The organism is Seinonella peptonophila (genome assembly GCF_900129355.1).
GTDB lineage: Bacteria > Bacillota > Bacilli > Thermoactinomycetales > Thermoactinomycetaceae > Seinonella > Seinonella peptonophila.
Map to the genome: position 1 here is coordinate 211634 of NZ_FQVL01000003.1, position 11829 is coordinate 223462.

15 protein-coding genes are annotated in these 11829 nt (G+C 37.3%); 6 read left to right on the forward strand and 9 right to left on the reverse strand.

Annotation, left to right across the window (positions count from 1 at the left end):
- Positions 1–188 precede the first annotated feature (188 nt).
- Positions 189–920: a glucose 1-dehydrogenase gene (locus BUB71_RS07835; RefSeq protein WP_073154288.1), complete on the reverse strand. Its 732-nt coding sequence runs from the start codon at positions 918–920 to the stop codon at positions 189–191.
- 330 nt (positions 921–1250) lie between these two features.
- On the opposite strand from BUB71_RS07835, the gene BUB71_RS07840 reads away from it, so the two are divergent.
- Positions 1251–1754 carry a hypothetical protein gene (locus BUB71_RS07840; protein WP_073154289.1) on the forward strand — a complete coding sequence of 168 codons (504 nt, stop codon included), beginning with the start codon at positions 1251–1253 and terminating at the stop codon, positions 1752–1754.
- A gap of 94 nt (positions 1755–1848) precedes the next feature.
- Here BUB71_RS07840 and BUB71_RS07845 read toward each other — a convergent pair whose 3' ends face one another.
- Positions 1849–2790, reverse strand: a complete 942-nt coding sequence (locus BUB71_RS07845; protein ID WP_073154398.1) for a WYL domain-containing protein — start codon at positions 2788–2790, stop codon at positions 1849–1851.
- Positions 2791–2877: 87 nt separating this feature from the next.
- Between BUB71_RS07845 and BUB71_RS07850 the strand changes: the two genes are divergently transcribed.
- On the forward strand, positions 2878–3321 hold the full coding sequence (locus BUB71_RS07850) for a VOC family protein (protein ID WP_073154290.1): 444 nt from the start codon (positions 2878–2880) through the stop codon (positions 3319–3321).
- 72 nt (positions 3322–3393) lie between these two features.
- Here the strand turns inward: BUB71_RS07850 and aroA are convergent, their stop codons facing one another.
- From aroA to BUB71_RS07865, 3 genes are all read right to left on the reverse strand, one after another.
- A complete protein-coding gene (gene aroA / locus BUB71_RS07855) occupies positions 3394–4686 on the reverse strand; it encodes a 3-phosphoshikimate 1-carboxyvinyltransferase (RefSeq protein WP_073154291.1) in 1293 nt (430 codons plus the stop codon).
- A gap of 114 nt (positions 4687–4800) precedes the next feature.
- Entirely contained in the window at positions 4801–5001 is a 201-nt protein-coding gene (locus tag BUB71_RS07860; RefSeq protein WP_073154292.1) for a phage holin, read from the reverse strand.
- A 110-nt stretch (positions 5002–5111) separates the two neighbouring features.
- Positions 5112–5729, reverse strand: coding sequence for a superoxide dismutase (locus tag BUB71_RS07865; protein WP_073154293.1), 618 nt, complete (start codon positions 5727–5729; stop codon positions 5112–5114).
- 182 nt (positions 5730–5911) lie between these two features.
- On the opposite strand from BUB71_RS07865, the gene BUB71_RS07870 reads away from it, so the two are divergent.
- Positions 5912–6556: a helix-turn-helix transcriptional regulator gene (locus tag BUB71_RS07870; RefSeq protein WP_073154294.1), complete on the forward strand. Its 645-nt coding sequence runs from the start codon at positions 5912–5914 to the stop codon at positions 6554–6556.
- 41 nt (positions 6557–6597) lie between these two features.
- On the opposite strand, the gene BUB71_RS07875 is transcribed toward BUB71_RS07870, so the two are convergent.
- Both BUB71_RS07875 and BUB71_RS07880 read right to left on the reverse strand, forming a co-directional pair.
- Positions 6598–7188 (reverse strand): ankyrin repeat domain-containing protein, encoded by a 591-nt coding sequence (locus BUB71_RS07875; protein ID WP_073154295.1) that lies wholly within the window; start codon positions 7186–7188, stop codon positions 6598–6600.
- A gap of 127 nt (positions 7189–7315) precedes the next feature.
- The gene (locus tag BUB71_RS07880; RefSeq protein ID WP_073154296.1) at positions 7316–8068 is read right to left on the reverse strand and encodes a hypothetical protein; all 753 of its coding nucleotides are present in this window, start codon (positions 8066–8068) and stop codon (positions 7316–7318) included.
- Positions 8069–8256: 188 nt separating this feature from the next.
- On the opposite strand from BUB71_RS07880, the gene BUB71_RS07885 reads away from it, so the two are divergent.
- The 3 genes from BUB71_RS07885 to BUB71_RS07895 all read left to right on the forward strand — a co-directional run bounded on the left by BUB71_RS07885 (position 8257) and on the right by BUB71_RS07895 (position 9960).
- Positions 8257–8886, forward strand: a complete 630-nt coding sequence (locus BUB71_RS07885; protein WP_073154297.1) for a PadR family transcriptional regulator — start codon at positions 8257–8259, stop codon at positions 8884–8886.
- A gap of 152 nt (positions 8887–9038) precedes the next feature.
- The gene (locus BUB71_RS07890; protein WP_073154298.1) at positions 9039–9677 is read left to right on the forward strand and encodes a thermonuclease family protein; all 639 of its coding nucleotides are present in this window, start codon (positions 9039–9041) and stop codon (positions 9675–9677) included.
- 10 nt (positions 9678–9687) lie between these two features.
- Positions 9688–9960, forward strand: a complete 273-nt coding sequence (locus tag BUB71_RS07895) for a hypothetical protein (protein ID WP_073154299.1) — start codon at positions 9688–9690, stop codon at positions 9958–9960.
- Positions 9961–10219: 259 nt separating this feature from the next.
- On the opposite strand, the gene BUB71_RS07900 is transcribed toward BUB71_RS07895, so the two are convergent.
- Both BUB71_RS07900 and BUB71_RS07905 read right to left on the reverse strand, forming a co-directional pair.
- Positions 10220–10936 (reverse strand): ABC transporter permease, encoded by a 717-nt coding sequence (locus BUB71_RS07900; RefSeq protein ID WP_084731276.1) that lies wholly within the window; start codon positions 10934–10936, stop codon positions 10220–10222.
- Entirely contained in the window at positions 10933–11772 is an 840-nt protein-coding gene (locus BUB71_RS07905; protein WP_073154301.1) for an ABC transporter ATP-binding protein, read from the reverse strand. Before BUB71_RS07905 ends, BUB71_RS07900 begins: the two co-directional genes overlap by 4 nt.
- Positions 11773–11829 lie beyond the last annotated feature (57 nt).

The window sequence follows — 11829 nt, forward strand, 5'->3', positions numbered from 1 at the left end:
AGGAGGCGAATTTTGCCCGACCGCGATGACTGACAGAACGCGATTCCACATCTTAGCAAGCAAAAAACCCCAATAAACATGCTGATTATGGCTGAAAATTGGGGTTTTGACTATTTTTGATCCCTTAGTGTCGTAAAACTGGTTATTTCTATTGGGAATCTCAATGAGATGATTATATTTCAACTCGATTATTGTGCACCTAATCCCCCATCGATTACAAATTCTGCTCCTGTGGAATAACTCGATTCATCAGAAGCTAAAAATAGGACTAAGTTTGTCACTTCCTCAGGTTCACCTGCTTTTTTTAGCGGGAACATATTTTCTAACTCCTCGTTGATTTGACCTTCAGTCATTGAAGTTTTAATAAACCCAGGATGAACGGAGTTCACACGAATTCCATATTCACCAAGCTCTAAAGCTGCTGCTTTGGTCATCCCTCTCACGGCAAATTTTGAAGTAGTATAAGCAATCTTTTTATAAGCGCCAATGATCCCAGCCAGCGAAGAGATATTGACAATCGATCCACCACCAGCGTTACGCATCGATTTGACTACAGCACGCATTCCGAGAAATACTGAGTTTTGATTCACGTCAATGACCCTACGATACAATTCGAGTGGTGTCTCCTCCAAATCAACAGCAGGCACATCTATACCAGCGTTATTTACTAAGATATTGATTGGCCCAAAGGTTTGTTCCGTACTTTTTACAACACGTTTCCAGTCACTCGCATTCGAAACATCGTGTTTGATGAAGCGTGCATTCTCTCCTAATGTTGCAGCTAATGCTATCCCTTCTTCTTCTAAAATATCTGTAAAAACAACTTTCGCTCCTTCTTCCAAAAATCTGTGTACATGAGCAGCCCCCATTCCTCGTGCTCCTCCTGTTATGATGGACACTTTCCCATCTAATCGACCCATTTTCATCCATCCTTTAGTATTTGAAGTAATCATTCTAAAACTGTAATAATTAAATTTTAAAATAAAATTATACAATGTCGCAACCTATTCTAGTAAATCGGATCATTTTTACTTTTTGTAAGTATAAGTTCCAAAATAAAAGGATTTTTCCTAAGCAAAATAATTGTTATAATTATGATCGATATTTATTTATAATATAAGAGTCTAAATCCATACCAAATTGGAAATCCCATGGCGCCTATTATTTAATCCATGTTAGACATTATTAGAAATAACCACCCCAAAAAAGGTGATTACATAAATATTTATTAAACAGAAAGAGGATTAAATATGATTAGACTATTTTCCATCTTTAGGAATATAAAAAATGTAGAAACGGTTTTGCGTTTCTATGTAAATCATGTCTTCCCCGTCTTACATCAATTTCCAGGAGTGATTGGAACCGAATTACATAGTGTTTCTGAAGTAAGTCAAGACTTTCCACAAGAGTTAGAAAATGTACAATTGATCTTTGAAACTCACTTTGAAAGTTATGAAGTCTTTACTCAGTTGCTATTATCTCCTGCAGGCAACGAAATCATGAAACTAATGGACGAAAATGATATCGGTGACTACTACATTTATTGGACGAAAGTAAAACGATTTGCAGGAGTCAACCCGAGCTCATATTCAGAAAGTCCCACTACTATGAATACGGATGATGTATACCAAGCGTTAGCGTCAGTGGAAAAATCGGCAAAAACATTAACGGAAAAAGAGCAAATAGGAGCTTTAAAAATACTGGAGGAGCTACGCACTGAGTTGAATTTCATGGGATTCAAAAAATTAAACTAAAGATCGCGAATCATTTAACTCGAAAACTGTAGAACAATATCGTACAAATTTTTGATCTGATCATTGCGTAGTTACATAGCGGTGCAATTTCGCTTCATTCAATATGATCGATTAAAGCCTGATAATACTTCTTTAATTTCTCTTTCAACTGGATGGGTTCGATTACTTGTAAACTCTTCCCAAAGCTAGCAAAGTAAGAAACAATAAAGTCAAGCTCATGCGGCTCATACCAACCGAGTAGATATGTTTTTCCTAACTCATGCTTAATCTTTATGGAAGGAAAAGATTCAAGTTGAGCTCGTTCTATCCCATGATCAGTAATTAAGCATTTGAATGAAACAGCTTTTTGCGATGGAGTCCAAAGTTCTTGTGGATCATGAATGGTATCCTCATTTAATAACTTAGTTGGTTTCAAGTTGGTGCTTTCTGCTGTCTGAATACGATCACAACGAAAGACGCGATATGCCTCTTTGGTCATATCATATGCCTGACAATACCAAAATCCCTTTTTAAAACGAATTCTGATTGGTTGAATATCCCGTTTACTCACTTGTTTTCCGCGTTGATAAGTGATTCTTAGAACTTGATTCTCAATTGATGCCAATAATAAAACATCTAAATATCTACTATCTCTAATTTGGACTGTATGTTGGAATGAGACTTTATTTTGCATTTTTTCTATATCTTCTTTTTGACGATCTGATACCTTATCCATAAATTTCTCATGAATCGATTGAAAAGATGCCTGAAAAGGTAAGTTTGAGAAGCTTCGAAGTGCTTGGATAGCAAAATATAACGCATAAACCTCTTGGCTATTAAAAGAGATAGGGGGAAGTTGAACTTCATTTAATAAGCGATAACCACCATACCGTCCATACTCAACATAAATAGGTGCTCCCATCTCTTCTAGTGATTCAACATCACGCAGCGCTGTTCGTTTAGAAATCTGAAACTCTTGCATGAGATCTTTTAGTGTAAAATGTTGTTTTTGATTAATAAATCGTAGCATTTGATGAAGTCGCTCTGATTTTTTCAGCAAAAACGCCTCCTAAGGTGACATGGTTTGGCACCTTTACTCTTTATACTTAAAAGTGTAATCAATCATGATCGAGGAGGCAATCAAATGAGTTTTGAAGCAATCACTTTTCTTTCAATGAACGGTCAAGGCAAAGAAGCTATCGCATTTTATCAAAAATATTTTCAGGCCAATATTCTATTTAAGAAAACTTATAAAGAAATGACAGCTATGGATGCGGAGTTTACCTATCCTGAGGGTCAGGATGAATATATAACACACTCTGTCCTAACAATTGGGGAAAATAAGATCATGATTTCTGATGAAGAGATCGATCCGTCACAATCTTTATCAGTCGGCAATAACTTCGCAATATGTATCCAATCAAAGGATCATGCTTTAATCGAACAATTTTATCACTCACTTGCCCAACGTGAAGAGGTAACAATCTTAAAACCTTTTGAAGCAGTCACTTTTAGCCCAGGATATGCTATTATTCGAGATCCATTTGGCATCGTCTTCCAGCTCTTTGTAACAAAACATAACTTTTAATGCATCACCCCCTTATCATAAGGGGGCTTTTATATTCTAGCTAGCTATACGGTTATAGTAATAGCTTGAACCCTATCCATATAATCGATTTAAATCTTGCCAAAAATGAGGGTATGTTTTATTGACACAATCAGGCTCTAATATTTGCAAATGATCAAGTTTCGTCCCTAAAACTGCAAAGCTCATTGCAATCCGATGATCATCAAATGTTTCAATTTCAACTTCTTGACGAAAGTCAGAAATGGGTAATGAATCAATTTCGATCCAATCCGGTCCTTCTGTTACCTGTACACCCAGTTTATGCAGTTGTGCAGCAGGCACAGCAATGCGATCACATTCTTTAATACGCAATGTTGAGAGTCCTGTTATTTTGGTTTTACCTGGAATAAAAGGAGCCATCGCCATTAATGTTGGGGCTACATCAGGCATATTTTCCATATCAATTTCATTAGTTAAAGCAGGTAATTCTCCAACTTTCGGACCTTGGATGGTTACTCGATTTTCCTGATAAGTAATCTTTGCTCCTAATTTTTCACATACTTCCAGAAAACGGATATCACCTTGCTTGGTTGAAGTTCCTAAATTCTTAAATGTTACTGTCCCGCCATGTATAGTGGCTAAAGCACTAAAGTAAGAGCTAGCAGAAGCGTCTCCTTCTACTGTAAGGTTTGTTCCGCGGTAACTTTGCGGAGCAACATAGAAATGCTGATAGCGATCATTTTCAACCTTGACGCCAAATTTCTCCATTTCCTGAATTGTAATATCGACATAAGGTTTACTGACTAACTCACCATCCACATACAGATGCAAACCATTTGGTAATAGCGGTGCGATAATCAGCAATGCCGAAAAGTATTGACTAGATCGATCACCACGCATGGTAACTTTTTGCTTTAATGCTGACGAACCTTGTACAGTAAGTGGCATAAAGCCATCCTGAGTCGAACTTACGTCAGCGCCTAGCTCTACAAGTGCATCAAGTAGGTATTTATTAGGGCGTGCCCGCAACGGAGCTTCTCCATCAAGGCTTGTTTTCTCTGAGCGCAAAGCTGCTAAAGCGATTAAAAGTCTTGTTGATGCTGCACTTAAACCAAGCTCTAATCCAATTTCTCCCTCGGCAAAGTGTCCATTCTGCCCTTGAATGATCTTCTCTCCATTAACTGTATCGATCTTAACTCCTAGTCTCTGTAGGGAGTCTTCCATCCGATCCGTATCATCACACAAACCTGGGGCTGATATATAGCTTGTTCCATCTGCAAGCGCAGCCAAAAGATAATTTCTTAACGTAACCGATTTACTTCCGGGTAAATTCATTGAGATTTGAAAAGGCTTCTCTATTTTTTGTACGATTTCACGTTGACTCATTTCGTTCAACTCCATTATAAAAATGATGCTTCTATCCATCCTATTGTTTTCTAAATCAATTGGCAAGAATAAAGACGAAAAGCCGATCAAAGAGCGATTTGATCGGCTTTTCTATCAATCATCACTATAATATCGATTTTTCGTTGTCGGATTATTTATAATTCCCATAAAGACTAATACTTGAGCAATTAGTTCTATAAGCAAGCCTAAGTCCCCACCGACTACACAGATGTTAAATGATAGTAGTAATAGATATAGAAAACTTATCAACGATGCCCAAAAACCAACATTGCCCGCACGGGCTTTTAGATTCACTATTGAACCACCCCTCTTTTAAATGTCAAACCTAATAAAGATAATATGCAGACTTTTCTGTACTATTCACACAAAAAAAAGAGGGAGAATGTCCCTCTTGATCTTACTTATTAAGAAATAGCTTGCTTATAATTTTCATTGACAACATCCCAGTTGACAACCTTAAAGAAGGCGGCTACATAATCTGGGCGTTTATTTTGATAACGAAGATAATATGCATGTTCCCATACATCGACACCTAGAATTGCTTTTTTCCCTTCGGAAATTGGGTTATCTTGGTTTGGTGTACTAACAATCTCCAATTCATTTTGTTCATTTACTACAAGCCATGCCCAACCTGATCCAAAACGAGCAATTGCAGCATTGGTGAATTCTGTTTTTAGATTATCAAAGCTCCCAAACTTATCTTCAATCGCCTTAGCGACTTCGCCAACAGGTTGGCTAGCACCACCAGGCGTAAGTATTTGCCAAAAGAAGCTATGGTTATAATGGCCACCAGCATTATTTCTTACTGCTGCGTATATAGAGGCGGGAACTTGATCTAGATTTTCCAACAAATCTTCCAATGCTTGTTCTTGAAGCTGTGCATTGCTAGCAATTGCTTCATTTAATTTATCAACATAAGTTTGATGATGTCTTCCATAATGAATTTCCATTGTTTGTTGATCAATATGAGGTTCTAAAGCATCAAATGCAAAGGGTAATTTCGGTAATTGATGGGTTGACATTTTCATTCCTCCTTTTTATACTTTTTATACCTTTAAGTATAAAAAGTTGACACTTTTATTAAACACCTCTGACCCTAAAAAAGCAAGTATTAATTTTTATTTTAAATATTCAGTCCATTATTGAACGTCGTTTTACTTTTCTCATGCTGTCCGTTAAAATGATAGAAGGGTAGGTGATTTGAATGAATCAACCAACATCAACTCGAGATGAGATATTATCACAACTCAAAAAGCAAAAAAAACTTTCAGTCAATCACTTAAAAAAACACTTAAATATTTCAGATATGGCTGTTCGCAAACATTTAAATAAATTAGAGAGCGATCAATTAATCCACTCCTTTCAAGAAAAGCAAGCAATGGGTCGCCCCGCTACTCTCTACTCGCTAACAGCAAAAGGGGAAAATATCTTTCCTACCAATTATGGGACAATGACTGTTGAATTTCTGAGCGATATTGAAAAAATATCTGGTACTGAGCTGGTCGACCAACTCTTTGAAAAAAGGGAGCAGCGACTGCATAAGAAATATAACAAACAGATCGAACAGCACAAACCATTAATCGATAAAGTAAATGAATTGTCAAAAATTCAAAATAAAAATGGCTATATGGCCGAAGTGCAACAAATAGATGATCATGCCATTGAATTTACAGAATATAATTGTCCAATCTTTCAGGTGGCAAACAAATACAAAAAAGCATGTAACTGTGAACTCTCTCTCTTTAAAAGGGTACTAGGTGTGGAGCAGATAAAACGAACAGCTTGTATGTCAGATGGAGATCACTACTGTCGATATCTGATCCAAAAACCGGTCGAAGGAAAAAAATAAAGCCATCATCCGCTATATTCAATTGGATGATGGCTTTTCATTTATATAGATATCGAACCACGAGAATGGTTGTACCATTGCTCCACACGTTTGATCTGTTTTTCAGAGCCAATTCCTAATGATCGGAATTGTTCTGCGTAAGATGCTTTTTGCTTTTGAAAAACGAGATGAATCGGTTGATCCAATAACTCGTTTTCTATATTTGATAACGCTTTCTTTTCCTGGCATAGCAGAAGGGCAATACGAAGCGTTAACGCCCATTGAAAGGGAAACTCCCCTATATGATTACGAACGGATGGGTTCGCTTGCGAAGCTAATAAAAACTGCACGAGATTATGGTTACCGCGAAGAGCGGCAAAATGTAGCGGTGTATTCCCATCACAATCGCGTGCATTCGGATCAAGCCCTAAATGTAGTAACATCTGTGCCACTGCTCCTGATCCTGCCAAGTGGAGCAAAGTTAGTCCTGAATAACCTCTGCGTCGATCATCGACTCGCATAAACAGATGCTCAGGATGGTCGATCAAACGTTGGATGAGGGGGTACCTTCTTGCACTTGGCTCCATAACCATTTGACATGTATCCCACTGAGAACGATCCTCGCGGCTGATATCAAAAAACGATTGGAGCATCTTTTTCACTCCCCTTTGTAAAAAACATACTCCTATCATGGCACAAACCGTGTTAACTGAAAAGTACAAAATGGTGAAATGAACAGGGCCGATATTCTTTTCATCCATTTTATGTTTTCTGGCTTGTTTAGCGAACCCTACTATTGACCACATTCGCCATCATAATCTCTTTTGCTCTATCTGGATCTTGACTCAGAGCACTCATTCTCTCTTTTAGAGTTTTCACTTTAACCCGTTTTTTACTTTCTTCATTTACTTGATCGATATGATAAAGACTCATATTTGCAACTCTTCTACCATGTTCAACCCCCGCAGCATATTCAATCGCTTTTTTAGAATCCCCTGCCATCAATCGATCCATTAACACTCTTTGATCCTGTCTCGTATTTTCTTGGTCCCCATACATATACTCCTGTGCCGTATAATAGCCACTTAAAAATCCCTTCAGACCATCAAAATCTTTGTTCTCAAGCGACTTCTGTAAAAAACGAAAGGTAAGATCTAAATATGATTTATTTTCTTTTCCTGCCTGATCATCTACTTGCTTATAATTCGTTTCCTCGCTCTTTTGCACAGGAACATCCTGTTCTATTATCGTATTGACTGATTCCTCATTGATTTTGGTCTGTGAAAGTGGGTCTTGAATCTGAAATCCTGCATCAAAATAGGGCATCAAATCCTCATTTTCAGCTAATAAAGCAGAATGAGACATAGCATAATTCAGATTTTTATTCTCTTGATACATTGGATTTTGTCTGGCAAAAAGTGCACCTTCAGCAAAAACGATAATCGCAGCAAAATTCTTTTGTTCCAAAGCATGTGCCAACAGGCGTAATGCAGGTGGTAGATTTGGCTTTACTCGTTCTTCGATCGTGATCACTCCCTAAAATCATTTTGTATCTACTATTATATCTAATAATTTTAAACAAAACTCTGTTTTAAAATTTGTCTAACAAATTATTCTCCAATTCTAGCATAAACGACTTGTAATTTAACGATATATCGTTTATATTATTTATAGCGATATATCGTATTGATATGTCGACTCTACATCTAGGAGTGAATGCAATGTTCCATCAACATCCTTTTCACCATCAGCCACCTTTCTCTTTTGACGATGCGCATCATTTCTCCCAAATTCATAACCTACGGAAACGCTATTTTCAATTGCGCCATTATGATCCTCGTCATATGATGATGCATGCACCTTTTTCTCCAAATCGTCCTGGAAAGCGATTTTTCAAGCGTGGGGAATTTAAATTTGCAGTACTTGAATTTCTAAATGAAGCTCCAATGCATGGATACGAACTGATTAAGAAATTTGAAGAAAAAACAAAAGGTCTCTATGTTCCAAGCGCTGGTTCCATTTATCCAACCCTCCAGTTGCTTGAGGACCAAGGATATGTTCTTTCAGAAAAAGTAGCTGGTAAAAGCCAATACTCGATCACTGAAGATGGAAAAGCGTATCTAAAAGAATATCAAGAAAAAAACCATACAGATCATGCTATCCCACATCCAGTCGAAAACCAGCAAATGATAGCTGAAATTCATCATGAAACTTCAGAACTAACCCATCTCATCTGGCATAAAGCACGGCTTGCCGTCACAGATCCCAAAGCAAAAGAAGAGTTACTCTCTTTTATTCATGATATGAAAGATAAAATTCAGGATATCGGTTTAGAACCAGATGAGGATTAAGATTTGTTTAAGAGGGGTTAAAAAATACCCCTTTTTCTCACTTTCTGATTCTATAAACGACAGGATTTTATCAAAATGTGATATATTGTTTTCGAAGAACCACTATAGAGTGAATGGTTGTACGTTATACCAGTTTGATTAGGAGTAATGCTATGCATAATAAGTATAAAAGAAGTCGAGGATTCTTTTTACTTCATTACTTCAGAAAATATGGTTTCCTTTTGTTGATCATTAGCATTTTATTATCCAACTTGGTAACGATCTATCGGGACAAACAACAGCGCAATAATGAAATTACTTCATTCGCGCTAGATCATAGTGATTTTTTTGCAAACAAACACCCTATCACATCAATCAATCACAAAATGAAAGCTAGTGTTCTTCGTATCATCGATGGAGATACATTTGAGGCGAATCTACACGGAAGAGTCGAAATGGTACGAATGCTTCTAATTGATACACCTGAAACAGTTCATCCCCATATACGACCCCAACCATATGGAAAAGAGGCAAGCAAATATACATATCAGTTACTTCGAGGAAAGATAGTTGAACTAGAACAGGATCAACAGAAAAGAGACCTCAACGGTCGGTTGCTTATGTATGTCTATTTAAAAGGAAAATCTGTTCAAAAGGCATTGTTAGCAAAAGGTCTGGCTAGAGTTGCTGTTTATCCCCCCAATCAAAAATATGAAATGGCATACAAAGAAGTAGAATCACATGCTAGAAAACAACTTCTTGGCATTTGGTCCATTCAAAATCATGAATTAAAAGCTGGTTCCCATCCTTAGAAAGTAGATAGTGAAATGCATTTTCTATCTAAGTGATGATCCTACTATAAATGCTTATCCAAATAAGTATCATTATGAAGAGGTGAGCATCATCGGTAGTAGAAAAGATACGATCAATAAATTAAAAGCCAAAATGATCGCAGCAGCTGCAGAGACACAAGGCTACGGCAGTAAGACAGTAGGTTTTAACCCTAAAGGTGCCGATATGAAAGAACAAGACGCGGAATTAGAGCGAATTAAGAACTTATCTGATGAGGAACTAGACAAAGAATTAGGGATCTAGGATCCAATCTCTCTATCACAGCATTTTAAAGCTACAGACCTCAACACAAGAATGATGAAAAACCCTAACCTGCAAGTAGAGGTGATCAGCAATGCTCTATTTCAGGCGCAACATAGCGAAATGGCAACTGAAGCGACATTTTTCCTTAGGCAAAACTCGCCTCCGCAGACGTAATGCTGGAGAGACGAGTTTTACCCGGTCGCGAAGGCTGACAGAACGCGACTGCCCTTATATCCTGGCAAGCCTAGGTATGATGATACTAGTCCTCTATACGATTCCTTTTAAATACAAATAAACAGATGATTACCGCTAATATGAGCCAAATGGTAATATTTAACCAATGGCTTCCAACTATAAATGTTTTCCCTTTCATCAATAGCTCAGTTGCTTGTAAATAATGAGCAGTTGGTAAAAATGAAACGATTTTTGTTAACCATGCTTTATTGATCAATGGAGCAAATATAGGGCTTAAACCCATTAAAAACATAATTGGCATTCCCAAATAAGCTGTCTCTGTTAAAGATTTTGACATTAAGCCAACAATTGTACCTACTGTTATAAAAAACAATATACATAAGAGAGTAATGCACCAAAAAAGAAGAGAAATACCCATCGAAAGACCTGTCACTAACATAGTTAGAAATATAGTAAGGAGTGTGAGAAAAAAAGATAGAAAGCTTTTCCCGATCATTACCTCAATGGCGGTTGCAGGAGAAAGCATCAATGCACGCAAGGTATGCTTTTCTTTCTCTTCAGCAATAATCATGGATTGAACAATCGTACCAGTCATTCCAAAGCTCATGAGAATTGGAAAAATTAAAATCAGCTGGTTCCCTTCGAGACTTTGCATATTTTGATAGAGTAAAGCCATTCCAATTGGAACGACTACCATCATTAATACCTGATAATTGCGAAGTGCGTCTTTAAGCTCTTTCCTGATGATTACCTGAATTCGTCTCCATGAAATACTCATCATAACCCTCTCCCAGTCAGTTTGATAAAAATATCCCCTAGTGTCGGTTCATTGGAATGAATGGTTTGCATTTGTCCCTGCTTCAGATAGTGATAAATTTGTGCAGCTCCTTGCTCATCACATGCAACAAGTTTTTTGTCTCCATTCATCAAACGAACAGTAATCGTTTGATTTCCATGTTGAATCCGAAGATTCTCAGGAGTATCTAACGCAACGATCTTCCCTCCATTTAGAAAGGCAATTCGATCACATAATCCCTCTGCCTCAAGCATATCGTGTGTGGTTAAGAATATCGTTGTGCCAGCTCTATTTAATTCTTTTAAAGCCTGATGAATATATTTCTGGTTACTAGGGTCCAAAGACGAAGTAGGTTCATCTAAAAAGAGCAATTCAGGCTGATGAAGTAACACTCTGGCGATTAAAACTCTTTGTTTCATTCCCTTGGATAAATGTTTAATTGCTTTCTTTTTTTCATCCTTTAAATTGACATCAATCAATACTTGCTCAACTCGAGTTCTGGAAACCTCATAAAGACCCGCAAACAATAGTAAGTTATCTTCGATCGAAAGCCGCTCATATAGTCCTGAATGATCAGTTAGTACACCCATTCGTTTCATATATTCTGATGAAGGTGCGGGTTCTTTCCCAAATACAGCAACGCTACCTGTAGTAGGTCTAATTTGTGCTGTTAGAATCTTAATTGTTGTCGTTTTTCCTGAGCCACTAGGCCCCAAAAAGCCAAAAATTTCACCTTTCTTGACTTCAAAGGAGACACCTCGAATTGCTTGTACTTCTTGATAAGTCTTGGTGACATCTTTCACATTGATCACAGTTTTCATGATCAATCCCTCCTTGTTGTTTGATGTCTCCAATGTACAGCGATCGATATATATCCG

What these genes read in the sequence shown, in the direction of transcription:
- BUB71_RS07835 (WP_073154288.1), bottom strand. Translation starts at nt 920, where the DNA reads ATGGGTCGATTAGATGGGAAAGTGTCCATCATAACAGGAGGAGCACGA.
- BUB71_RS07840 (WP_073154289.1), top strand. Translation starts at nt 1,251, where the DNA reads ATGATTAGACTATTTTCCATCTTTAGGAATATAAAAAATGTAGAAACG.
- BUB71_RS07850 (WP_073154290.1), top strand. Translation starts at nt 2,878, where the DNA reads ATGAGTTTTGAAGCAATCACTTTTCTTTCAATGAACGGTCAAGGCAAA.
- aroA (WP_073154291.1), bottom strand. Translation starts at nt 4,686, where the DNA reads ATGAGTCAACGTGAAATCGTACAAAAAATAGAGAAGCCTTTTCAAATC.
- BUB71_RS07865 (WP_073154293.1), bottom strand. Translation starts at nt 5,729, where the DNA reads ATGTCAACCCATCAATTACCGAAATTACCCTTTGCATTTGATGCTTTA.
- BUB71_RS07870 (WP_073154294.1), top strand. Translation starts at nt 5,912, where the DNA reads ATGAATCAACCAACATCAACTCGAGATGAGATATTATCACAACTCAAA.
- BUB71_RS07875 (WP_073154295.1), bottom strand. Translation starts at nt 7,188, where the DNA reads ATGCTCCAATCGTTTTTTGATATCAGCCGCGAGGATCGTTCTCAGTGG.
- BUB71_RS07885 (WP_073154297.1), top strand. Translation starts at nt 8,257, where the DNA reads ATGTTCCATCAACATCCTTTTCACCATCAGCCACCTTTCTCTTTTGAC.
- BUB71_RS07890 (WP_073154298.1), top strand. Translation starts at nt 9,039, where the DNA reads ATGCATAATAAGTATAAAAGAAGTCGAGGATTCTTTTTACTTCATTAC.
- BUB71_RS07900 (WP_084731276.1), bottom strand. Translation starts at nt 10,936, where the DNA reads ATGATGAGTATTTCATGGAGACGAATTCAGGTAATCATCAGGAAAGAG.
- BUB71_RS07905 (WP_073154301.1), bottom strand. Translation starts at nt 11,772, where the DNA reads ATGAAAACTGTGATCAATGTGAAAGATGTCACCAAGACTTATCAAGAA.